The sequence below is a fragment of the Xenorhabdus bakwenae genome, from assembly GCF_030272115.1.
Taxonomy (GTDB): Bacteria; Pseudomonadota; Gammaproteobacteria; order Enterobacterales; family Enterobacteriaceae; genus Xenorhabdus; species Xenorhabdus bakwenae.
The window spans coordinates 1266538-1291286 of record NZ_CP119194.1 but is presented as its reverse complement, the minus strand read 5'-3'; the positions used below and the strand labels follow the sequence as shown (position 1 = coordinate 1291286).

22 protein-coding genes and 1 pseudogene are annotated in these 24749 nt (G+C 45.2%); 14 read left to right on the top strand and 9 right to left on the bottom strand.

Going from position 1 to position 24749, the window contains the following annotated elements:
* Positions 1-99 precede the first annotated feature (99 nt).
* Both flhB and flhA read left to right on the top strand, forming a co-directional pair.
* Positions 100-1251, top strand: coding sequence for a flagellar biosynthesis protein FlhB (flhB, locus tag PXH59_RS06865; protein WP_285810928.1), 1152 nt, complete (start codon positions 100-102; stop codon positions 1249-1251).
* Complete coding sequence (gene flhA, locus PXH59_RS06860; protein WP_285810927.1) at positions 1244-3346, top strand: flagellar biosynthesis protein FlhA; 2103 nt, start codon at positions 1244-1246, stop codon at positions 3344-3346. Before flhB ends, flhA begins: the two co-directional genes overlap by 8 nt.
* A 202-nt stretch (positions 3347-3548) precedes the next feature.
* Here flhA and PXH59_RS06855 read toward each other — a convergent pair whose 3' ends face one another.
* The 7 genes from PXH59_RS06855 to flgA all read right to left on the bottom strand — a co-directional run bounded on the left by PXH59_RS06855 (position 3549) and on the right by flgA (position 10539).
* Positions 3549-4490: a fimbrial protein gene (locus PXH59_RS06855; protein WP_053014286.1), complete on the bottom strand. Its 942-nt coding sequence runs from the start codon at positions 4488-4490 to the stop codon at positions 3549-3551.
* A gap of 12 nt (positions 4491-4502) precedes the next feature.
* Positions 4503-6986 (bottom strand): fimbria/pilus outer membrane usher protein, encoded by a 2484-nt coding sequence (locus PXH59_RS06850; RefSeq protein WP_285810926.1) that lies wholly within the window; start codon positions 6984-6986, stop codon positions 4503-4505.
* A 55-nt stretch (positions 6987-7041) separates the two neighbouring features.
* A complete protein-coding gene (locus PXH59_RS06845) occupies positions 7042-7764 on the bottom strand; it encodes a fimbrial biogenesis chaperone (RefSeq protein WP_285810925.1) in 723 nt (240 codons plus the stop codon).
* Between the two features lie 197 nt (positions 7765-7961).
* Positions 7962-8510 (bottom strand): fimbrial protein, encoded by a 549-nt coding sequence (locus tag PXH59_RS06840; protein ID WP_285810924.1) that lies wholly within the window; start codon positions 8508-8510, stop codon positions 7962-7964.
* Positions 8511-8974: 464 nt separating this feature from the next.
* Positions 8975-9415, bottom strand: a complete 441-nt coding sequence (locus tag PXH59_RS06835; protein ID WP_285810923.1) for a flagella synthesis protein FlgN — start codon at positions 9413-9415, stop codon at positions 8975-8977.
* A 24-nt stretch (positions 9416-9439) separates the two neighbouring features.
* Complete coding sequence (gene flgM, locus PXH59_RS06830; protein WP_047770686.1) at positions 9440-9739, bottom strand: flagellar biosynthesis anti-sigma factor FlgM; 300 nt, start codon at positions 9737-9739, stop codon at positions 9440-9442.
* A gap of 122 nt (positions 9740-9861) precedes the next feature.
* Positions 9862-10539 carry a flagellar basal body P-ring formation chaperone FlgA gene (gene flgA, locus PXH59_RS06825; protein ID WP_285810922.1) on the bottom strand — a complete coding sequence of 226 codons (678 nt, stop codon included), beginning with the start codon at positions 10537-10539 and terminating at the stop codon, positions 9862-9864.
* A 217-nt stretch (positions 10540-10756) separates the two neighbouring features.
* Here flgA and flgB point away from each other — a divergent pair, with 217 nt between their 5' ends.
* From flgB to flgL, 11 genes and pseudogenes are all read left to right on the top strand, one after another.
* Positions 10757-11173: a flagellar basal body rod protein FlgB gene (gene flgB, locus PXH59_RS06820; protein ID WP_047770688.1), complete on the top strand. Its 417-nt coding sequence runs from the start codon at positions 10757-10759 to the stop codon at positions 11171-11173.
* Between the two features lie 5 nt (positions 11174-11178).
* Positions 11179-11583 carry a flagellar basal body rod protein FlgC gene (flgC, locus tag PXH59_RS06815; protein WP_047770689.1) on the top strand — a complete coding sequence of 135 codons (405 nt, stop codon included), beginning with the start codon at positions 11179-11181 and terminating at the stop codon, positions 11581-11583.
* Positions 11584-11596: 13 nt separating this feature from the next.
* Complete coding sequence (locus tag PXH59_RS06810) at positions 11597-12316, top strand: flagellar hook assembly protein FlgD (protein ID WP_285810921.1); 720 nt, start codon at positions 11597-11599, stop codon at positions 12314-12316.
* 15 nt (positions 12317-12331) lie between these two features.
* Entirely contained in the window at positions 12332-13567 is a 1236-nt protein-coding gene (flgE, locus tag PXH59_RS06805; protein ID WP_047770691.1) for a flagellar hook protein FlgE, read from the top strand.
* Positions 13568-13588: 21 nt separating this feature from the next.
* Positions 13589-14344, top strand: a complete 756-nt coding sequence (locus PXH59_RS06800) for a flagellar basal body rod protein FlgF (RefSeq protein WP_285810920.1) — start codon at positions 13589-13591, stop codon at positions 14342-14344.
* A 17-nt stretch (positions 14345-14361) separates the two neighbouring features.
* Complete coding sequence (gene flgG, locus PXH59_RS06795; protein ID WP_047770693.1) at positions 14362-15141, top strand: flagellar basal-body rod protein FlgG; 780 nt, start codon at positions 14362-14364, stop codon at positions 15139-15141.
* A 67-nt stretch (positions 15142-15208) separates the two neighbouring features.
* Complete coding sequence (locus tag PXH59_RS06790; RefSeq protein WP_285810919.1) at positions 15209-15988, top strand: flagellar basal body L-ring protein FlgH; 780 nt, start codon at positions 15209-15211, stop codon at positions 15986-15988.
* A 15-nt stretch (positions 15989-16003) separates the two neighbouring features.
* Positions 16004-17121, top strand: a pseudogene (locus PXH59_RS06785) (flagellar basal body P-ring protein FlgI).
* Positions 17118-18116: a flagellar assembly peptidoglycan hydrolase FlgJ gene (gene flgJ, locus PXH59_RS06780; RefSeq protein WP_285811670.1), complete on the top strand. Its 999-nt coding sequence runs from the start codon at positions 17118-17120 to the stop codon at positions 18114-18116. The pseudogene PXH59_RS06785 and the gene flgJ overlap by 4 nt, the downstream one beginning before the upstream one ends.
* A 102-nt stretch (positions 18117-18218) precedes the next feature.
* Complete coding sequence (flgK, locus tag PXH59_RS06775) at positions 18219-19856, top strand: flagellar hook-associated protein FlgK (RefSeq protein ID WP_285810918.1); 1638 nt, start codon at positions 18219-18221, stop codon at positions 19854-19856.
* Between the two features lie 35 nt (positions 19857-19891).
* Entirely contained in the window at positions 19892-20854 is a 963-nt protein-coding gene (gene flgL / locus PXH59_RS06770; RefSeq protein ID WP_047770698.1) for a flagellar hook-associated protein FlgL, read from the top strand.
* A gap of 172 nt (positions 20855-21026) precedes the next feature.
* Here the strand turns inward: flgL and fghA are convergent, their stop codons facing one another.
* The gene (fghA, locus tag PXH59_RS06765; RefSeq protein WP_285810917.1) at positions 21027-21857 is read right to left on the bottom strand and encodes an S-formylglutathione hydrolase; all 831 of its coding nucleotides are present in this window, start codon (positions 21855-21857) and stop codon (positions 21027-21029) included.
* Between the two features lie 120 nt (positions 21858-21977).
* Positions 21978-23087: an S-(hydroxymethyl)glutathione dehydrogenase/class III alcohol dehydrogenase gene (locus tag PXH59_RS06760; RefSeq protein ID WP_285810916.1), complete on the bottom strand. Its 1110-nt coding sequence runs from the start codon at positions 23085-23087 to the stop codon at positions 21978-21980.
* 489 nt (positions 23088-23576) lie between these two features.
* On the opposite strand from PXH59_RS06760, the gene sfnG reads away from it, so the two are divergent.
* A complete protein-coding gene (gene sfnG, locus PXH59_RS06755; protein WP_047770700.1) occupies positions 23577-24659 on the top strand; it encodes a dimethylsulfone monooxygenase SfnG in 1083 nt (360 codons plus the stop codon).
* Positions 24660-24749 lie beyond the last annotated feature (90 nt).

The window sequence follows — 24749 nt, the reverse complement described above, 5'->3', positions numbered from 1 at the left end:
TGAATTTCTGGGCTTTTGTCATGCTTAACATCATTTTATTTGCCCTCTCCTGAAGGCAAATTTTCTGCATGTAATCATGAACGCTCACCAAGGAAAGCTGTGGCTGAAGATAGCGATCTCGAAAAAACCGAAGAACCCACGCCCCATAAACGGGAAAAAGCTCGCAAAGAGGGGCAAATTGCGCGTTCTAAGGAACTCACTTCAATCCTGATGTTAGCGGGAGGGGTAAGCCTGCTCTGGATGAGTGGACAATCGATGACTCATGAACTTTCCCTGATGGTGTTTGAAGGATTCAATTTCGACCATAACATGGTCAGTAACGACAAACAGATGGTGCAACAAGTCGGGCGATTACTGAAACAAGCGGTCTGGGCGCTGTTGCCGGTTTTTATCGGTTTGGTATTGGTTGCCCTCAGTGCACCCGCCTTGATGGGAGGGCTGCTATTCAGCTCAAAATCCATCAAATTTGACTTGGCTAAACTGAATCCCCTCTCTGGTCTGAAGAAAATCTTTTCCATGAATGCACTGGCTGAATTATTCAAAGCCATTTTGAAGGCATCACTGGTGGGATGTGGTGCAGCCCTGTTTATCTGGCTTAACTGGCCTACTATGCTCAACTTGGCTGCCCAGCATCCGCTGATAGCCTTGAGCGATGCCATGATGATGCTGATTTTTGCCAGTTACATTGTCTTATTTATGTTGATACCTATGGTCGCGTTTGATGTGCTTTATCAGATCCGTAGTCACCTGAAAAAATTGAGAATGACCCGTCAGGAGATCAAGGATGAATTTAAGGAGCAAGAAGGGGATCCACATGTAAAGGCAAGAATTCGTCAACAACAGCGAGCGGCTGCACGTAAGCGCATGATGGCGGATGTGCCGAAGGCGGATGTCATTGTCACCAACCCGACTCATTACGCCGTTGCCTTGCAGTATGACAGCAAAAAAATGAGCGCTCCCAAAGTATTGGCAAAAGGGGCAGGACTCATTGCCTTGCGTATTAAAGAAATGGGTGCGGAAAATCGCATCCCATTACTGGAAGCTCCACCCTTGGCACGGGCGTTGTTTCGCCATGCTGAGGTTGGCGGCTTTATTCCTGCGGCGTTATATGCAGCTGTCGCAGAAGTGCTTGCCTGGGTTTACCAATTGAAACGTTGGAAACAGGAAGGTGGCCTGAAACCGAAAAAACCTGAAAATCTGCCAGTGCCGCCAGCACTGGATTTTGCTGGAGAAAATAATCGTCATGGCTAATCTGGCCTCATTACTACGTTTATCAGGAAATCGTTTACCGGGGAATATAAAAGGCTCCCAGTGGCAAATGCTTGCAGGGCCTGTTCTGATCCTCATGATCTTGTCGATGATGGTACTGCCGTTGCCACCATTCCTGCTTGATCTGCTATTCACTTTCAACATCGCGCTTTCCATTATGGTCCTGCTGGTGGCAATGTTTACCCGCCGGACGCTGGATTTTGCCGCATTTCCGACCATTTTGCTATTTTCAACCTTACTGCGTCTATCACTTAACGTCGCTTCTACGCGAATAATCCTGCTGGAAGGGCACTCAGGATCTGCCGCAGCTGGGCAAGTTGTAGAAGCCTTCGGTCACTTTCTGGTCGGTGGTAATTTTGCCATTGGTATCGTCGTTTTCGTTATCTTGATCCTGATTAACTTTATGGTTATTACCAAAGGTGCAGGGCGTATTGCAGAAGTTGGTGCGCGCTTTGTATTGGATGGGATGCCGGGTAAACAGATGGCGATAGATGCTGATTTGAACGCTGGATTGATCGGCGAAGATGAAGCCAAAAAACGTCGGGCCGACGTTACGCAGGAAGCGGATTTTTACGGCTCAATGGACGGTGCGAGCAAATTTGTACGTGGCGATGCGATTGCCGGACTCATGATACTGGTGATCAATATTATTGGTGGTTTGATCGTTGGTGTCGCTCAACACGGCTTATCTTTGGGGGATGCCGCAGAAGCCTATACCTTGCTGACCATTGGTGATGGATTGGTTGCTCAGTTGCCTGCATTAATTATCTCCACAGCGGCAGGTGTTATCGTAACGCGTGTAGCGACGGATGAAGATGTTGGCCAGCAAATGGTGACCCAGCTTTTCAACAATCCCAAAGTCATGATGTTGAGTGCGGGTGTACTCGGTCTGCTTGGGTTGGTGCCGGGAATGCCTAATTTTGTCTTTTTGTTATTTACGGCCGCTTTGGCGGGCGTGGGCTATTTCCTCTTGCGTAAGGATAAAAATCCGCTGGTGGCACAACATGAAGAGATGAAAGCGGTGGAAGAGCAGCAACAAACCGCAGAAGCCTCATGGTCGGATGTGCAACTGGAAGATCCACTGGGTATGGAAGTGGGTTATCGTTTGATCCCCATGGTGGACTTTCGCCAAAACGGCGAATTGCTGGGTCGTATTAGCGGTATTCGCAAAAAATTTGCGCAAGAAGTGGGATATCTGCCCCCCGTGGTGCATATTCGTGACAATCTTGAATTGGCACCCGCCAGCTACCGTATCATGATGAAAGGCGTAGAAATTGGGCGTGGCGAAGCCCATCCGGGACGATGGTTGGCGATTAATCCGGGTGGAGCTGTGGGCGAACTGCAAGGTGACTTGACGACAGATCCCGCCTTTGGTCTGGCTGCTGTCTGGATTGATGACAGCCTAAGGGAACAGGCGCAAGTGCAAGGCTATACAGTTGTAGCGGCCAGCACGGTTGTTGCCACTCACCTAAACCATTTACTATCCCAGTATTCCAGTGAGCTATTTGGAAGGCAGGAAGCACAGCAATTGTTTGAGCGAGTCAGTCAGGAAATGCCAAAACTGACAGAGGATTTTATTCCTGATGTAGTCAGCCTGACAACTTTGCATAAAGTTTTGCAAAACCTGCTGGCGGAACAAGTGCCGATCCGCGATATGCGTACGATTGTTGAAACACTGGCAGAACATGCTCCGGTACAGAAAGATCCTTATGAATTGACTGCTATTATTCGAATCGCACTTGGCAGAGCGATTGCCCAGAAATGGTTCCCGGGTGCGGATGAAATCAAAGTCATTGGTCTGGATACCGGATTGGAAAGATTGCTGCTGCAAGCACTGCAAAATGGTGGTGGATTGGAGCCAGGTTTGGCAGAAAGTTTGGAACGTCAGGCGGCAGAGGCATTGGAGCGCCAGGAAATGTTGGGAGCGCCATCTGTATTATTGGTCAACCATGCACTTCGTCCACTGATGTCTCGCTTCTTGCGACGTGTACTGCCTAGATTAGTTGTACTGTCCAACCTTGAAATCACCGACAATCGTCAAATCAGAATGACGGCAACGATTGGGGGAGCGAGGTAGTCTTAATAAACACACTGTCTTGACGAAAAAATAATGAATATACTCGATACACTTCAGGTTGTAATCCGCAAGACGACGCGAGGCCTTATATTTCCCCGCTGCGCGGGGAAATATAACACGCACCTTGAAGTTGGATTGGTATATAAGGTGATCGCTTTGGCGATCACCTTATTATGGATTAATCTGCACTCATACAGGCTCATTACTTATAATCGACAGTGAAGGTGGCTGTGGCATTAACGCTACCGGCAATGACGGTATTACTGGTTTGATAATACTTTGCCTTATATGACAATGTCTTCAAAGAATTTATCGTGCCAAGAGCTTGCTGTTCACCAAACTTCACAGGATTGTCCCTGTCATCTAACATCTGAATGCCGATCCCTGTTGCTGATGAGGTTGAATCAGCATTTATCACGCCATTTGTATTAGTCTTTCCCGGCTCCCAGGTAATATTCGCGTTCGGGGATCCTTTGCACTGCACATTGATCTCGAAAGAACGTCCACCGGCGGTATCACCTATGTTTTTAAAGTGATTTTTTGATACGGCTCCCATCGGAACATGAATAATCGGCGTGGTTATTGCACAAGATCTTGCCGTGATGTTAAAAGAAGGGATTTTATAAGTGAAAACCGTATCATGATTTGTAGTATCAGCCATCGTTATTATTATTTCATTGACTGTTCCTGATTGAACATTATTATTGATCTCTATATGAAATTTACCGTTCAATGTTCTTTGTGCTTTGCCGATCCCTCTTGAACTGCCCACAACCATATCCTGACTCACTACCTTATTAGGCTGGAGTTCCCATTTAAATCTGACACCAGGAAGACTGGTTTCATAAGAGTTATTTTTGAGGGAGCCTATAATGACTCCAGTCATGGATTTTACCTTTATTCTCTGACCGTATATATTGCATGTTACCGCCATCTCATTATTGGAGGCGTGTTTTATGTATGGCAAATTTTTATAGTCAACAGAAATATCATCAAATTTGACTATTTTTTGCATACTATTCGCCTTACATACTGCAGCTATAACCCGCGTTGAATAGCTTCCCGCGACAATAACAATGAATAATGCCAATAAAAAGTTATTCGCTTTAATTTGAAAGTGATTATTACGTTCAAAATTAAACATGATAAATTCCTTTTAGTTGCGGCAATCAGCAATCAGGCGTAATACGCCTGACTTTTCGGGCAGCATTGATAAATCTGTTTTTGCACGACATTGTTGATCCTTATTTTCTCCCCATTGTACTTTTATTTCTGCCTGCTCGGGGACAGCATTCAGATACAACTCACCGTCATCGCCAACAATCCCGCTACTGTCATTGTTTGTTAACGCTGCGCTGGCACCGAAAGGCACAGGTTTGCCGTTGTAACGTAATGTCACCAATATACGATACCCTTGACGAACGCGAAAATCGGCAGCAACCACGGCACCACGAGTCGGTACAATGTGTTGCACTGAATTATCAAGGTCAACGCCATCTGCCAGCATCTCAGTATCCAGGGCAATCCGGTTGTAGGTATAAGGTTCGATCGACGGGATTACGGCGTAGCCACGTGAATCCGTTTTAATTTCACTGTGATTTAAAATTTTTGTTTCGGCTGCACCCGCCGCTTTGACCAGTGCGACGGTTTCACCCAATGGCTGGGAAAACGTAATGCCGTCTTGATGGGCGATAATACCGCCAGACAGCCCGTAGTTAAGCGATTGGCCAGTATCACTGTAGCTGTAGCCCAGATTCACACGACCAGAAGAATGGCTGTATTCCAGGGAAACACCACCGCTCGCTCCTTCCATGTTATTGCTGTGCTCTCCGTGGATACTATATGACAAGGCATGGGCATCCAATGCGCTGCCACTAACCGTCAATTGTTGGCCTCCTCGACTGTGGTCATTTCTATTCATGCTGTAAGTTACCCATCCATTAGGCAGCCACTGCCCCAGTGGAATAGAAACGTTAAACGATGCCTGCATATCCTTACTCCTCATGGATTGGTGATTGGCTTCATAGGAAAGATTCAACCCATAACTGATCCCGGCAAGGTTAATGTTATAACCGGTAGATAATGATTGGTTGGAGCCTTGTTTTCCCCAGTAATCTTGCTGATAGGCAGACACATAAATATTGCCAAAATCCCCCATTACTTGGTTTAGAGTCAGCTGCAATTGGCTACGCTTATTTTGTGCGCGGCCGGCTTCTTTTCTGACTGAATATTCATTCGCCTCTGCAAATGAATAGTATTCTGGTGAGGAATAGCGATATCCGGCCAATGTCAGGGATGTCCCCGTTGTCTCGATACTTTTCGTATATTGGATTCGATATGATTGCCCTTGTTTATGTCCATTTTTCTGCAACCAGGCATCTGCTTGTGTCATATCCAGAGAAATCGCACCAAAATTCCCTAAACCCATCCCCAGGCCAGCGTTAAACGCCCGGTAGTTTTCTGCTACCTGAATACCAGATAGCAAACTTAACCGATTGGAGAGTCCATAGATAAATGTCGCTTCGCTAAAATAAGGTTTATCAGCGCTGGCATTGGAATAACGGTAACGTCCCAGGGTAACCTGATATTTTAATTGTCCTTCTCGCTGCATCATTGGCACTGATGAAAATGGTTGTACAAATTTACGCTGCCGCCCGTCCTTTTCGGTGATCGTGATATCCAAATCACCGGAGCCGGAGGTTGAATAAAGATCCGTAATAACAAAAGGCCCTGGCGGAACATAGCTTTCGTAGATGACGTAATTATTTTGGCGGATCGTTACACGCGCATTGGTTTGAGCAATACCCCGGATAATTGGCGCAAATCCACGCTGGCTGCTGGGCAACATTAAACTATCGGATGTCATAGAAGCACCGATAAACGGCACGCTTTCAAATAGATCTCCGTCAGTAACGGTTTCGCCAAGAATTATTTGGCTTTTTAGTTCTGGAATGTCCCGTTGGATGTAGCTGTTAATAGATGAAAAACGACCCTCATCTTTATTTTTTCCAGACTGATAGTTATAAACTGATTGATTCCTGATACGCCAGGCTCCGATATTTATTCCGCTTTGTAAATTTAAAAAGTAGCTTTGTTTTTTTATGTTTTTATTATAATTTTCCGATCCACTAAAGTTATAGCTCATTAAAAATGCGGTCTCTCCATGTTGCCATAAATGTGATGCCACAGTATCTCTGGCTTGATTATCCAATACTGCCTGAGGAATACTGATATCCAGACGTTGCTCATAGAAATCAAATGAGGTTGATGCCTGTAGAATATATTCGCTAATATCATCAATAACTTGCTCAGGAGAGAGTTTCATCAGTGCAGGAAAAACTGACATTTTCACGCCATACTGTTTTAAATCATCGACCGTTAGTTGTGGAGACAGTTTCCCGTTTTTTAGTTTAATAAAATTAACCTGTTTTGTGTCTTTTTCTTTTCCGTTAAGAAATATGTTCACCTGATACTGACCCGGTAATTGACCACCGGGGAATGAAAATACGCTTAAATCAATCACCGGTTGAGTATCATCTAATTCCAATGCTGATGATCGAAAGTAATCCTGTGCCGTGACGGGTAATGATAGCAATACGGAAAAACATAAAATAAAGACTGAAAGTAAACATGTTGGCATAATTGTGCCGCCACTCGTTTTATATTTAACAAATATGATTTTTCGTCCCCTGTCTTTATCTTTTATCTTCTTTTTGAGGCAGATTTTTACTTACCTCTTTGCTTATGCCACCATGACTATTAATGCTATTCCAGCTGACTAAGCCTGATGATTCAGATGGCAGGACGAAATGCGCTACACCTTGCGGAGCGATCATGTCAGTACCCGTCAGGATTTTCCCGGCTACTTTGAGCTGCCCGATGGTTACATAATAATTACTGGGGTTTCTGACCTCAAGTTGGTGACCAATGCGACAAAATGTCAGCGTCTTATAAGCTTCTTCAGAATCACCTTCAATGCCTTCAGGCCGATAAAACAGTTTGATCCGGGTTTTCACCGCAATCAATAAAGTATTCTGCTCGTTTTCTTGTACGGGAGGGATAGACTTCACATTAAGGTAAAAAACCGATTCCTTATCATCAGGTAAATGACCGCCGATACGAACAATACGGAGAGTACTTTCTTTGCCAGCATCCAAACGAAATAGCGGGGGAGTCACAATGAAAGGCGCTTTTTCTCCTTTTGAATCCGTGGTGATAAAAGACTGAATTAAATAAGGCCGGCTTTCGTCAGAGTTTTTCACTGAAATTGAAGTTTCTTTTTTATTTCCTTTATAAATAACACGGGTTCCACCAATAGTTACACCCGCCCAGGAAGGAGATATAAAGAATAATAATATAATCGTTATTTTTTTCGTTAACATATACGATGTAAATATTTTTTTTATTTTATCTTTCATTATTACATGACTACTTATGATATTAATAGCTCCTGGCCGCAGCCGTAAAAGTGCCGCTGCGGCCAGGAAATAAATATTTATTTCCCAATCCAACTTCAAGATGCGTGTTATATTTCCCCGCTGCTCGGGGAAATATAAGGCCTCGCGTCTTCTTGCGGATTGCAGCTTGAAGTTTATCGGGTATAATTGATTAATTTTTATCTGTAATTTATATTAAAATGAAGTGTGGCCTCGGCCGTTCCGGCTTTAGAGGGGGCTCCATTAGATACATAAGCCGCTTTTAAAGGTATTACCATATCGGATTTACTGATTGTATCAGGGAATGAGTAAGTGGAAGATAAACTTATCTGATTGTCATTTTCGTCATAAATACCAATGCCAATCCCTTTTGAACTTGAAAGTGCGTCTAATGCCAATAACTTTGGATCTTCGGCATCCGCATTACTCCCAGAAAATGTAACGTCCATCATAATAGGTGCAGACGCATCAATAGGGCACCCAGTTAATTTGATCTTAAAATCCCTTTCGCTTCCCGCAACTTTACTTCCCGCTGTTTTTATATCGCTTTTGAGATATGTCCCCATGTTCACAATCTTGTCAGTATCATTACTAACAGTGCAAGTGGTTTCTATAATTCTCCCCGTGAATTTTACTTCCCCGGTTGTTGCCGGAGGTGCCGCATAAGAAATATTACTTACTAAAGCTAATATTGCAACAATAAAAGATGAAACTAAAACATTTTTCATTTACATATCCATAACAATCATAATATAAAACTACTTATTATGTATAACGCAAAATAATAACGCGTTATAACAAAAAGATTCGGGCACAGTTTTTTTGTGCGCAGAAGAAAAATTTACCTTATGAATTAAAAAAGATCAACAAAACTATCGGTGTTCACGATCAATTAACAATATATTGATAGGGTTTATCAATCAAGGAAAGGTAAAGAATTTGAGAAAAGCATTGTTCGTCCAACTCTCAAATGAGCGTGACTTATCATCTTTTTAAATTATTTGATACTCATTTTATGATGCTAAAACCACCTCTTAGGTGTGAGAAAGTAATAAGTTTCATCAATATAATGAGAATTATTTTCTTTTTTATCAGGCGAGGGAAAAATACAGATACACAGAAACAGACCCCTTATCATTGCCAATAAACCAAGAGGTCTGTAGAACTTACTGCTTAGGCAGTAACCGAATGATCAAACGCTGATCTTGTGGCCTGATAGCGCTGAATGATGACGGGCCTGGCCGTCTGCACCATAAAGAGAAGGGCTGTGGTGAGTTTTCAGAAAAGCGATTGCTTGACTGTTCAACTCAATATGTTGTTCCAGTAAAAATCCGTTATGTGAATTTAAATCACAGATACGTTCAACAGATTGACTAATTTGACTCCATAATACGGCTAACACTTTATGGTTAGCATAAGGCGCATTTATTTTTAGCGTGTCATTTAACTGCTGGCGTTTTCGTTCAGCATGATCGAGTGCTGAAAGCAAAAATGTTTTTTGTTCCGTCACACGATGTAACTGATTCGCGTCAATAAAGCCTTCGCTCAATATGTGCTGTTCTTCTGCCATAGTTTGCGAAAGCGAATTTAAGTGCGCGCTTTGCTGTTCAAGCAAGAGTTGAAGTTCTTCCATTTATGGCTCTTTAAATTTTAGTGTTTATTTATCATATTCCATGTTTTCAAGGGCCTCCCTAAATAGAGCATCAGCAATTTTACCGCTGTCCATCGTTAGGGTTCCCTTTGCAATGGCTTCTTTCAATTGTTGTACTTTTTGGATATTAATATCCTGACTGCTTGGCTGGACGAGCTTTTTCTGCGCTTCGCTCAACTTAACTTGTGTATCTGCGCTTTTTTCTGCAACAGCCACAATTCTGCGAGTGCTCTGAGCACCTTCATTGGCATTGCGTTGCTGTAAAGCAGCTATAGCCAGTAGAGGTTGAGTGCGTTCAATACTCATAATCGTAATCCTTTAATCAGGCATTATTTATTTGTCTTAGGTAGCAGGCGATATACCGCTGGCATGCCTGTAAATCATGGTCTGTTGGTTATATCGGCGTGAAAAAATAAAACTTTAGCCATTTATAACATCATTTTTACACTGCCATTTTCTTGAGCTGCACCCGTAATAACCTGTCCAGAGTTCAGGCGGACACGGATATTATCAAAACTCGCGGCGTTGTTAATTGCTTTTCCTTCGTAACGCACCTGAAAATGGTGTCCATCTACGGTGACAACTACATTTTGCCCGGCTTGAATTGCCCAGGGACGCCGGATCATATTACGTGTGATGAATTGTCCGGCAGGGATGTTGCGCAGTGCAATACCATTTTGTATGGCCTTGCTGTTACGGATTATGTCATTCGGCAGCTTATCTAAGGAACCCGTTTTTACTTGAAAATCTTTTTCTGTCAGAACCGCATTGCGGTTAATGGCCCGCTTAGAAACCCAATAAGGGCCGACGACATTGACATAAACCTGAACAAAACGGCGTTGCTGACCACAAGTCACAGGAACGGAAAGGTTACCCCAATTTTTGTTGCTAAGTAACGGTTGTATTTCAGGGTGTTCACAAGCGGGCCATTGTTGTTCAGGTGTTTTGATTTCGACTAAGACCTTATGATTCAATGGGCGATGGATCTGCCTGAAATAGTCATCTATTAATTGCGGTAACGGGTTTCCCCAGGCTAAAGCGCTGCCGAAAACAAAAAATAGATTAAGGAAAAAGGCAAACAACCCGATAAACTTTAATGCAGGCATTTCACCACCTTGGATCCTGTTAGCGAACCATGATTTCAAAAAATATTCAGCACCTGTTGGATGTGAGCAGTGTAACTCGATTGATTATTCGTTAATGGGATAAATAGCAATTCAATTTGTTTCTATTCTTCGAATTACCTTTTTCTTCTCCGTTTATTCTGTTAGCTGCCTGGGGCTTATACCCAGCAAATTTCACGAACAGATCCGGGGGAGGAGTATGCTCGATAAATTAGATGCCGCCTTTCAATTTCGACAAGAAGCGCTGGCACTGCGCAACCAGCGGCAGGAAATTTTGTCTGCCAACATTGCCAATGCGGATACCCCTGGCTATCAGGCGCGTGATGTCGATTTTGCTGCTCAACTAAAAAAAGTCATGGCACATGGTCGTGTAACCGGAAATGGCGTTGGGCTAACGCTGACTTCCGATCGACATATTCCCGTTCAGCCTCAAAAACGTCTGGAGATGGATCTGCTGTATCGGGTGCCATACCAGACAGCTATGGATGGAAATACCGTTGACATGGATATGGAACGCAGCAATTTCGCTGATAACAGCTTGAAATATCAGGCTGAACTCACGATGACGAATGCACAAATCAAAAGCATGATGTCAGTTCTACAGTCACAAGGATAATGGGAATGTCTCTACTCAGTATTTTTGATATTGCCAGCTCCGCGCTTTCTGCTCAGTCTCAGCGACTGAATGTCAGCGCCAGTAATATGGCGAATGCCGACAGTGTTGCGGGGCCGGATGGCGAACCATACCGGGCCAAGCAGGTTGTATTCCGCGTTGCTGCACCAGCAGGCCAAGAGGTTGGCGGTGTTCGCGTTAGTGAAGTGGTGGATGATCCATCACCTTTCCGTCTTGAATATCAGCCGGGCCATCCGCTGGCCGATGAAAAAGGTTATGTACGTATGCCGAATGTGGATGTGGTCGGGGAAATGGTCAATACCATCTCGGCTTCCCGCAGCTATCAGGCGAACGTTGAAGTACTGAATACCACCAAATCCATCATGTTGAAAACGCTGACACTGGGCCAGTAACAGGAATATCGTTATGGGAATTACCGTTCCAATTAATGAATCATTGGATAATTCAGCCGTCAGTGGGCTGTCTAACTTGACCCACCAAAAAACGCAAAGTAGTGGTGATATCAAAGATAATTTCTTGAATATCTTGGTTGCCCAGCTTAAGAACCAAGACCCGACCAACCCGATGGAAAACAGTGAATTGACTTCACAGATTGCGCAGATCAGCACTGTTGAGGGGATTGAGAAACTCAATAAGACGTTGGGTTCCATTGTCGGACAAATGGACAGTAACCACACGATGCAAAAGGTGGCCCTGATTGGCCGGGGTGTCATGGTGCCCGGCAATGAGATTTTGCTGGGTTCCAGCGCAGAAGAGGGCATCAGCACAACCCCAATCGGTTTTGAACTAGGCCGGCCTGCCGACACTGTCAAAGTGACCATCAGAGATAAAAGTGGCGTAGTTGTCCGGGAGATGGAATTCAATAAATTAGATCCCAACACATCCGAATATTTGAAGGCGGGCGTACACGGCTTCATATGGGATGGTAAAAACGCAGACGGCAATATCGTGGAACAGGGCGCTTACAACTTCACCGTTTACGCAAGCCAACAGGATCAGGGATTGGGGATAACTTCCCTGAGATATGCCGAAGTTCAGGGCGTTGTGCGGCAGGAGAATAGCACTAAATTGGATTTAGGGCTGGTGGGTACGGTAAACATGGACGAAGTTCGTCAGATTCTTTAATTAAACGGAGGACATATGGCTTTTTCACAAGCGGTCAGTGGCTTGAATGCCGCTGCGAACAACTTAGACGTTATTGGTAATAATATCGCAAACTCGGCAACATACGGATTTAAGTCCAGTTCTGCGGCTTTTTCGGATGTGTTCAGTGGCTCGGATGTCGGATTGGGCGTCAAGGTTTCTGGCATGGTGCAGAACTTTAAGGATGGTTCAATCACCAAAACCAACGATCAATTAAATATGGCGATCACGCAGGGCGGTTTTTTCCGTATGCAGGATACCAACGGCAATATTTTTTATTCCCGCAATGGCCAGTTTAAAATGGATGCCGATCGTAATGTGATCGATATGCAGGGCATGAAATTGACCGGTTATCCGGCCATTCAGGGCAAAGAGGGTCCTGAAATTCAACAGGGTGCCGCACCAGGGCCAATTTCGATCCCAACGGATATGTTGACGGCCAAAGCGACGACAGAAGTCAAGATGAAGACTAACCTGAACTCGATGCATGACAAGATCGATACGAAAGCGAAGCCATTTGAACCAGGCGATAAAGATACTTTTAGCTACAGTTCCGGTATTTCGGTATACGATAGCCTCGGCAATGAACATAACATCAATGTGTTCTTCGTCAAAACAAATGATAACCAGTGGGATGTTTATGCCCTGGATACTTCGGTTAAGAATTCATCGGCTCAAAAATTAAACACAGACAGCGTTCAATTTAATGGCACTGGTCAGCTTGCGGCAGCAACGACGGCTGAAAACATATTTGCTTTCAATATGCCAGCCCTGAATGGTTCTAATCCGGCAGAAGTCAAATTCGATTTTAACGGTAGCCAACAGCAGAGAGTCAAAGAATCCTCCGTTTCTAACCAGAAGCAGGACGGTTATGCGGCAGGTCACTTCACCAACTACCAGGTTGACGGTGATGGCAAAATTTACGGCCTTTATTCTAACGAACAGAAACAGGTGTTGGGACAGGTCGTCTTGGCAAACTTCTCCAACCCGGCCGGTTTGGCTTCACAGGGTGATAACGTTTGGATAGAAACCGGTGCATCGGGTAGTCCGGTTGTGGGCACGGCGGGTTCCGGTAACTTCGGTAAGCTTATCAGTAGCTCATTGGAATCATCAAACGTTGATATGAGCCAGGAGCTGGTCAGCATGATCGTCGCCCAGCGTAATTACCAATCCAACGCCCAGACCATCAAAACGCAGGACCAAATTCTGCAAACGCTGGTCAGCATGCGTTAATAGGCTCAGGCGGATAGCATTATGGATCACGTCATTTATACCGCTATGGGAGCTGCGCGCCAAACGCTGGAGCATCAGGCTGTCACCACTAACAATCTGGCCAATGCGTCAACGCCGGGCTTTAAGGCCCAGCTTGCGGCACTGCGTGCCGTCCCCATTGAAGGCGAAACTTTACCGACCCGCTCGCTGGTTGTTGCCTCTACCTCTGGCATGGATAGCCGTCAGGGACCCATGAATTACACTTCCCGTCCGTTAGATGTGGCTGTCGGACAAGGTGGCTATTTGGCTGTCCAGCTTGAAGACGGGACAGAAGCCTATACCCGTAACGGCAGCATCCAAATTTCTCCCGAAGGGCAACTGATGGTGCAGGGGCGCATGTTGATGGGCGAAAACGGGCCGATTGATGTTCCGCCGCAGGCCGAATTGACTATTGCGACAGACGGCGCCATTTCTGCCTTGATTGCCAGCGATCCGCCCACGTTATTGGGGCAGATTGGCAAGCTGAAAGTCGTCAAACCGGAAGCCAACCAGGTGGTGCGTGGCGACGATGGCCTGTTCCATTTAACGCCACAGGCGCGGGAACAGCAGGGCAATGAATTGGCGGCCAGTACCGAAGTGAAAGTGATGCCGGGTGTACTGGAAGGCAGCAATGTTAACCCGGTGGAAAGCATGGTCAACATGATAGCCAACGCGCGTCGCTTTGAGATGCAGATGAAAGTCATACACAGTTCCGATGAAAATGCACAACGGGCTAATCAAATTCTTGCTATGAGCTAATCGGGGGAGATAAATTCATGATCCGATCTTTATGGATTGCCAAGACGGGTTTGGATGCCCAGCAAACCAATATGGATGTTATTGCTAACAACCTGGCAAACGTCAACACCAATGGCTTTAAACGCCAGCGGGCAGTATTTGAAGATTTGCTCTACCAAACCGAGCGTCAGCCGGGAGCAATGTCATCTGAGCAGACTAATCTGCCCTCAGGGTTGCAGATTGGCACAGGGGTACGCCCAGTTGCGACGGAACGGCTGCACAGTCAGGGCAATATCGTCAAAGCCAGTACTAATGATGTGGCAATTTCAGGACGCGGCTTCTTCCAGATCCAGATGCCTGATGGCACCACGGCTTATACCCGTGATGGTTCATTTCAGAAAGACCAGAACGGCCAGTTGGTTACGGCCGGGGGTTTTCAGGTCGTGCCAGCCATCATCATTCCAGACAACACCACCAATCTCAGTATTGCCGCTGATGGGATTGTCAGCATAAAAGTGCAGGGACAAGCCGCTTTTCAACAGGTCGGGCAACTCACGCTGACGACGTTCATCAACGAAAGTGGGTTAGAAAGCATTGGTGAGAACCTGTATCTGGAAACCAACAGTTCCGGTGTTCCGGTGGAAAACACGCCAGGTTTTAATGGGGCTGGAACGCTTCGTCAGGGCTTTGTCGAAACGTCTAACGTCAATGTGGCAGAAGAGTTGGTCAATATGATCCAGGTGCAGCGAGCCTATGAAATCAATAGCAAGGCAGTATCAACCTCTGATCAAATGCTGCAAAAACTGTCCCAGTTATAACCTAACCATTAATGGTGGGGGAACACGTTCCTCCACTATTTCTACGATAAATTTAAGAGCATAGAAGATGGATACAATGCCTGTTGCCGAAAGCCATGCTAAAAACCATGTAGCTTATGGCTCCACGGGTTTACGGAAAAACCAGAGAAATAAGTGGCGTATCAGCATATCTGTGACGGTACTCGCATTGTCGGCACTGACATTGGGGGGATGTGCTTATATGCCGCACAAGCCACTGGTGAAAGGACAAACAACCGCAAACCCCACCGAAGCACCTGCTCCAACGCCAAATGGCTCTATTTTCCAAACGGTCCAACCGGTTTATTACGGCTATCAACCGCTGTTTGAAGACCGCCGTCCACGCAATATCGGTGATACGCTGATGATTATCTTGCAAGAGAACGTCAGTGCGAGCAAAAACTCTTCTGCCAATGCCAGCCGCAATGGAAAAACCAGTTTCGCAGCGGCCTTGACCCCACGCTTTCTACAGGGATTGATGGGAGGAGGAAAAACCGATTTAGGCATGGAAGGAAATAACGAATTTGGCGGCAAGGGCGGTGCAAATGCCAACAATACCTTCAGGGGCACCATTACGGTGACCGTAGACAGGCTGCTGGCCAATGGCAACCTGCATGTCGTGGGGGAAAAACAGATCGCCATTAATCAGGGCACGGAGTTCATCCGTTTCTCTGGCGTTGTTAACCCGCGCACCATTACGGGCAACAATACGGTGAGTTCCAACCAGGTTGCTGATGCCCGTATTGAATATGTTGGTGATGGTTATATCAACGAAGCGCAGCACATGGGGTGGTTGCAACGTTTCTTTATGAATATCTCACCGTTTTAAAACAGGATGGTCAGGATGAGAAAATTAGTCACCCGCCTTTTTACGCTATGGTTGGTGCTGTTCGGTACGTTCACTTCTGCCAGTGTTTTTGCGGAACGTATTCGTGATTTGATGACGATTGAGGGGGTCAGGGATAACGCACTGATTGGTTATGGTCTGGTAGTCGGATTGGATGGAACGGGTGACCAAACCATGCAGACGCCTTTTACCACCCAAAGCTTGAGCAATATGTTGTCGCAATTAGGCATCACCGTACCGGCCGGTACGAATATGCAGCTTAAAAACGTCGCCGCCGTGATGGTGACAGCAAAACTGCCTCCTTTTGCGCGTGTAGGGCAGAACATTGATATTGTCGTTTCCTCGCTGGGTAATGCCAAGAGTCTGCGTGGCGGGACATTGCTGATGACGCCGTTAAAAGGGGTAGATAACCAGGTTTATGCTTTGGCTCAGGGCAATATTCTGGTGGGAGGGGCAGGTGCGAGTGCCGGAGGCAATAGCATCAAAATCAACCAGCTTGCCGGCGGACGGATCTCCAATGGTGCCGTGATTGAGCGTGAATTGCCAACCCGGTTTGGTCAGAAAGGCACGCTGAATCTGCAACTGAATGATGATGATTTCGGGCTGGCTCAGAAAATCAGTGAGGCAATCAACCGGTTGAAAGGAACAGGGACGGCGACACCGTTGGATTCCCGCACAGTCCAGTTGCGTTTGCCGATTGAGAACAGCGAACAGGTGAAGTTTCTGGCGCAAGTACAGAACTTGTCTATCCGTGTAGATGCCGGTGATGCCAAAGTGATTTTCAACTCCCGAACAGGCTCCGTGGTGATGAACCGCAATGTGACGTTGGACAGTTGTGCGATTGCTCATGGGAGTTTGTCGGTGACTGTTGAACGTCAGATAGTCGTCAGTCAACCCAATACGCCATTGGCGGGAGGCAGTACCGTCGTGACCCGCAATACGGGCGTTGGTATTCAGGAGCAGGGGGGGCATTGCAGCAACTCAGTGCCAGTGCGAATCTGACCCAGGTTGTGCGTGCATTGAATGCGTTGGGGGCAACGCCAACCGATTTAATGTCTATCTTGCAGGCAATGGAGAGCGCAGGTTGTCTGCGTGCGAAATTGGAGATTATCTGATGAATGACTTTCTGACGATGCCCGGTGCCGCTTACGATGTTAACGCTTTGCATTCATTGAAAGCTAAACTGTCACAGGAACCACAACAAGGGCTACGGCAAGTAGCCCAGCAACTGGAAGGCGTCTTCGTCCAGATGATGCTGAAAAGTATGCGTTCTTCGTTGCCGCAGGATGGCATTTTAAGCAGTGAGCAGACTCGTTTTTATACTTCGATGTACGATCAGCAAATTGCCCAGGATCTTTCCCAAAAGGGATTGGGATTTGCTGACATGATCGTGAAGCAATTCTCTAATGCGAATAATGTGCCCGATGGGTTAGCTGACAACGTGCCGTTGCCGCTGGATAATGAAATTCTGCAAACATTGCCGAACCAGGCATTGGCGCAATTTATACGTCGGGCTATTCCGGCTCCTGATGGTATACCTGACTCCACGTCTAACAACTCTTCTTCGGCTTTCGCCAAGAGTTCGGCTAAACCAAAATCATTGCCAATGCCCAGCGCCAGTTTTGTTTCCATGCTTTCCTTGCCGGCCCAGTTGGCAAGCCAGCAAAGCGGGATTCCTCATTTATTGATTATTGCCCAGGCAGCGCTGGAATCCGGTTGGGGACAGCGAGAGATTCTGACTGCGGAAGGTAAGCCAAGTCATAATTTGTTTGGTATCAAAGCAGGGAAACACTGGAAAGGCCCCGTCACCAATATCATGACGACGGAATACATTGATGGTGAGCCGAAGAAAATGCAGGACCGTTTCCGCGTCTATGGCTCTTACCGGGAAGCGATAACCGATTACGTTAATTTGCTGACGGATAATCCCCGTTACGCTAAGGTTGCACAATCAACCACAGCGGAGCAGGGAGCGCATTCCTTGCAAGAGGCAGGCTATGCCACCGATCCCAGTTATGCTCAAAAATTAGTGTCATTGATCCAGCAGTTAAAAAACACCGGCAATCAAATGGCAAAAGCCTATACCGATGATTTCGATAACCTGTTTTAACGGGATGAATGTCACTCAAGAATCAGGGTATTTTGCCGATAACTGTAGCAGTGCATTACCTCCCACGATGGAGGCATAACGAAAACGTAAAAGGATAGACACATGTCCAATAGTCTTATCAATACTGCCATGAGTGGTATTAATGCTGCACAGGTGGCAATGGGTGTAGTGGGTAATAACATTACCAACTCTAAGGTTGAAGGATATCACCGACAGACAACGGTAATGTCGCCGGATAGTGGCAGCATGTCACCGGTTGGTTTTATTGGCAATGGTGTGAATGTTAATTCTATCAACCGCCAATACGATACATTTATTAACCAGCAATATAACGCTGCACAAACCAAACATGACGCATTAAAGATATACAAGGAGCAGGTCACCCAAATTGATAATCTACTGGCGGATAAGGCAACCAGCCTTTCCAGCTCTATGGAAGACTTTTTTAACAGCCTGAGCACGCTTGAAAATAACGCAGATAATAGTGCGGCAAGAACGACGGTGCGAGGCAAAGCTGAAGGTTTGGTTAACCGATTTAAAGAAGCGGATCAATTTCTCGGTAAGTTGGACGATGGTATCAATAGCCAAATTGAACAGAATGTTAAAGGAATCAATAAATACGCGGAAGAAATTGCCTTTCTGAACGATGAGGTTTCTCGTATGCGTGGCGCAGGACACGGTGAACCGCTGGCTTTACTGGATAAACGTGATCGTGCGCTGTATGAGTTAAATCAGCTTGTTGACGTAGAAATGACTCAGCAAGACGGTGGCGTTTACAACGTCTCATTTGGTGGTGGCATGTCGCTGGTATCGGGTAGCAAATCCTATCGGTTAGACGCGCTCCCATCCAGTGCAGATAGCAGCCGTATTACGCTGGGCTATGATAATGGTACAGGAACCAGAGAGATTGATGAACGCTTTATCTCGCAAGGAAAGTTGGGGGGTGCATTACGTGTCCGTAGTGAAGTGATCGATCCAACCCGCAATCAAGTAAACCAATTGGGATTAGTGATGGCGGATCGATTCAATCAGGTTCAGCACGGTGGCTACGATCTGGAAGGTCAACCAGGTATTAATTTCTTCAATTTTGCGCAGCCGGCAACCATTGCTAACAGCAATAACAAAGGTACGGCTGAAATTAAAGTGGAATATGCAGATACCACGAAAGTAAAAGACAGTGACTACACCATCAAGTACGAAGGCAGGGATTGGAAAGTCCAGCGTGTTGCTGACAGGGAAGTGATCTCTGTTACTAAAAAGGGTAATACGCTGGAATTTGACGGTCTGAAAGTCGAGATTGATGCGACTCATTCACAGGATAATGATCGGTACACACTGAAAACGGTCAGTGGTGTCATAACGACACTTGAAGTCAATATTAAGGATTCTGCTCGATTAGCCACTGCTGGCAAAGGAAACAATGGTCCGAGTGATAACGACAATGCGAAGAAATTCACTCTCCTGCAAAAAGAAAAGCTAATTAATGGTAAAAATACCTTGACTGATGCTTATGCTTCTCTGGTCAGTACGGTGGGTAGCAAAACCAATAGTGCTAAGCGCAGTCTGGAAGCCCAAGAGATTAGTTTAGAGGCGTGTTTCACCGCCCGTGAGCGGCTATCTGGCGTCAATATGGACGAAGAATACGGCGAACTGCAACGTTTGCAGCAATACTACCTGGCAAATGCTCGTATTATCCAGACAGCATCAACACTGTTTAATGCCATTTTAGACATTCGTTAATCACTTGTGGCAAAAGAGAAAAAGGAACTGATATTGTGCGTGTAAGTACGAATCTTTTATACAGTCAAAAAATGAATGGGGTTTTTGGTGCTCAGTCTAAATGGATGCGGTATGGTGAACAGTTATCCAGTGGGAAACGTGTTATCAATCCATCGGATGATCCATTGGCGGCTTCTCAGAATATTGTGACTTCCCAATCTGAATCGCAGAACCAGCAATTTGCGATGGCGCGGATCTTTGCCAAAAACACAATGTCAACCCAATTGAGCACTATCTCCAGTGTGGTATCGGTAACACATAGTGTTCTGGAAACATTAGTTGCGGCGGCGGATGAACAGAGCGACCACGATCGTGCATCTTATGCTCAGCAGTTAGATGGGCTTAAACAGCAATTGCTGAATCTCAGCAATAAAACCGATGGCGATGGACGTTATATTTTTGCTGGTTATAAAACGGATAAACCCCCTTTCAACGCTGATAGTAACGGGAAAGTTACCTATGAAGGCGGAGATCAGGCGATAAGCCAAAGGGTAGATGACAACCGTTCCATGATTATCGCCCATACAGGAAAAGACGTCTTTTTATCGGCAACCTCCAACCCGATTAAAGAACCTGATGGTAAAGCAAGTGAATCAAATATTTTTGCTTCCATTGATTACGCGATCGAAGCGCTTAGAAAGCCATTCACGGATGCCAGCCAGGCAGAAAAAGATGCAGCACTGGAGCAGATTAACAAGGCTAACCGAGGTGTGCGTAATAGCCTGAACAACTTTTCTTCGGCAGAGGCTGTGCTAGGGCTGCAACTTCAGGAAATGGACAATTTGGATGACTTATCTCGTGAACGCAGTGTGGCCAATAAAGTTCGCATGGGGGAATTGGTCGATGTAGATTGGCTCTCCACCATTTCCGATTATTACCAGGAACAGGCGTCATTACAGGCTTCTTATAAGGCTTTTGCTGATTTAAAAGGCATGTCGTTGTTTGAGGTGTATCGCTAATTAAGATTGGTATACTTCCACATTTTCAGGTTGCAGTCTTATTTTCTTATCCCAGTGATACAGCCCTTGCTTTTTCATTAAATGAGGAAAAATAAGGGCTTCTTTATAAAGAAATCTGATTTAGACGTCATGGAATATTAGAGTTGACTATAGGTGGCTTGCTTGATTTGCATTACTTTTGCATTGCGTTAGCATGATAAGCGATATGCTCTTCAATAAAGCTGGCGATAAAGTAGTAGCTATGGTCATATTCTGGCCGGAGATTTATAGTCACGGGATAACCGGTTTCATCGCAAATATCCTGCAATAAATCAGGGCGTAACTGTTCATCCAAAAAGCCGTCATTGAGACCTTGATCAATCAAAATAGGAAACTGTTCTTTCGCATTCTTGATCAGTTCTACCGTGTCATATTGTTTCCAATCCGATATATCTTCACCAAGATAGGCTGAAAATGCTTTTATTCCCCATGAAACCTGAGCAGGGGCCACAATAGGTGAAAATGCCGACACACTGCGATAACGTCCTGGATTTTTCAATGCAATAGTCATTGCACCATGGCCTCCCATGGAGTGTCCACTGATTGCCCGTATATTCGTGACTGCAAAGTGTGTTTCAATCAAATTGGGGAGTTCTGCAACAACATAATCATACATACGATAATGTAAAGCCCAGGGATGTCTTGATGCATTGAGATAAAAGCCAGCCCCTTTTCCAAGAAAATAGGCGGGATCGTCAGCGACATCATCGCCTCGCGGGCTGGTATCTGGAGCCACAATAACGATACCCTGTTCAGCAGCATAACGTTGAGCACCTGATTTTGTGATGAAATTTTGCTCGGTGCAGGTCAGGCCAGAAAGCCAGTAAAGGACGGGTAATCTTCTTGCTTTCATCTGAGGAGGCAAGAAAATTGCAAAACGCATCTGGCAACCCAAAACTTTTGATTCATGTTGATAGACATCCTGCCAACCACCAAAACAAGCGTGATGTTCGATTCTTTCCATTACTTCCTCTCTAATGTCATTTGTTGCAATGATATTTTATGATTTATCAGATACCGTGTTGGCCTGCAACACGGTTTTCTGTCCACGATCCAGACTTCGTCAGTAGTCAGTAGTCAGCAGTCAGTAGTAAATGACTGTTCGGATCGATTTACCTTCATGCATCAGGTCGAAAGCCTCATTAATGGATCCCAGAGGCATTGTATGGCTAACGAAAGGTGCAAGTTCGATTTCACCTTTCATCGCTTTTTCCACCATTCCCGGCAACTGGCTGCGTCCTTTTACGCCGCCGAAAGCTGTGCCTTTCCATGTACGTCCGGTAATAAGTTGGAATGGCCGGGTGGAGATCTCTTGTCCAGCGCCGGCTACACCAATGATGACGGATTGTCCCCATCCCCGGTGCGCACTCTCCAGAGCGGCACGCATGACATTGACATTACCGATGCATTCGAAAGTATGATCAACACCCCATTTAGTCATCTCCAGAATGACCTGTTGGATAGGTTTGTCGTAGTCATTGGGATTGAGGCAATCAGTGGCCCCAAATTGTCTGGCAAGTTCAAATTTAGTTGGATTGGTATCAATGGCAATAATGCGTCCCGCTTTTGCCTGGCGAGCGCCCTGAACAACGGCCAGACCAATCCCACCCAGTCCGAAAACGGCAACAGAATCTCCCGGCTGTACTTTGGCTGTATTATGTACGGCACCAAGACCAGTAGTGACACCACAGCCCAATAGGCAAACTTGTTCATGGTTTGCCGTTGGATTTATTTTTGCTACGGATACTTCAGCAACGACAGTGTATTCACTGAATGTGGAACACCCCATGTAATGATAGATAGGCTGTCCATTGTAAGAAAAGCGGGTTGTGCCATCTGGCATGAGACCCTTACCTTGCGTTTCGCGGACTGCGATACAAAGGTTCGTTTTCCCAGACTGACAGAACTCACATTTGCCACATTCCGCCGCATATAATGGAATGACATGGTCACCTGGTTTTACACTTGTGACACCGTCACCTACTTCGACCACGATACCGGCTCCTTCATGCCCCAGAATAACAGGGAATATTCCTTCAGGATCGCTACCTGAAAGGGTAAAGGCATCCGTATGGCAGACACCTGTATGGCTGATTTTTATCATGACTTCACCTGCTTTTGGTGGAGCAACGTCAATTTCGATAATTTCGAGTGGTTTATTTGGCCCAAAGGCAACGGCAGCACGTGATTTCATATAATCCCTCTTTGATTTTTGCACAGAATATTTTAATACTTTTATTTGTCTGGATATTATCCGTATGGTTTGATTTTATTTTTGAGCTATGACCAATCAATTAATAAAAAATATTTATACGCATCAATATCACCATGATTAGAGATTTTTATAAAAGACCCCATAACCATAGCGTTGTCAATTGACTTTAAACTGCTATCGGCATCCAACTTCAAGATGCGTGTTATATTTCCCCGTTGCGCGGGGAAATATCAGGCCTCACATCGTCTTGCGGATGGCAACTTGAAGTTTATCGCGTATAGATAGTATCTTTTGTAAATTATTTAAAATTAAATAATAACTGATAGATTTTATTGAGACCTGTTAATAATATGTCTCATCGATTAACTCATTTTATATCGTTCTATAAAAATCATTGAAGATAATAAACGCCCTTACCGAGTCGCTATATATTCTGTATATATTCTGATTTCAAATCATGGAGGTTTAATGGCTGACTTCAATTCTCAACCCATTAAATTTGCTTATTGGGTGCCTAATGTGTCCGGTGGATTGGTGATAAGTAAAATCCAGCAACGTACCAACTGGGATCATACTTATAATCGCAGTCTGGCTCAAATCGCCGAAAGTGTAGGTTTTGACTATGCATTGACCCAAATTAGATTTACTGCTGGATATGGTGCTGAAAACCAGCATGAATCGATGACTTTTTCGCAAGATCTGCTTTCAGTAACCCATAAACTGAAAATCATTGCCGCCCTTTTACCCGGGCCTTGGAAACCCGTGTTGGCCGCTAAACAGATAGCAACCATCAGTCAACTTTATGGTGCCCGTATTGCGGTTAATATTGTTAGTGGTTGGTTTCGTGGTGAGTTTAAAGCGATTGGTGAACCGTGGTTGGATCATGAAGAACGCTATTTACGTTCTGAAGAATTTATCCGTTGCTTGCAAGGGATCTGGTCGCAACCCGCTTTCAGTTTTTCTGGTGATTTTTATCGTTTTCATGATTATGTTTTAAACCCCAAGCCACAGTCACCCATACCGGAAATTTTTCAAGGAGGCAGTTCCAGAGCCGCCAGAGACATGGCTGCCCGTGTTTCTGATTGGTATTTTACGAATGGCGGTAGTGTGGAATATATTCACAAACAAATCGAAGATATTAAAGCGAAAGCGTTATTGAATCATCATCAGGTAAAAATCGGCGTTAATGGTTTTGCTATTGCCCGTGATGATGAGAAAGAGGCTCGCGCAGTATTACAGGATATTTTAGATAATAGTGATTTTGAAGCGGTGAAAAGTTTCCATCATGAAGTGCAAAATGCGGGAAATGCATCACCGGAAAAAGAAGGAAACTGGGCAAAATCAACTTTCGAAGATCTTGTACAGTATAATGACGGCTTTAAAACCAACCTTATTGGCACACCATTACAAATAGCCCAACGAATTATTGAATATAAAAAGGTTGGTGTGAACCTGATATTGCTTGGATTTTTGCATATGCAGGAAGATCTAGCGTATTTTGGTAGAAACGTGATCCCACTTGTCAGAGAATTGGAACAGCAAACTGATTGAATAACCATTTATTGATTTTAAACGCCATGTTATTTGCGTTTTGTATTGGTAAAAAAGCACCCAATAGATTTCAAACGGCTGCTTGAAGTC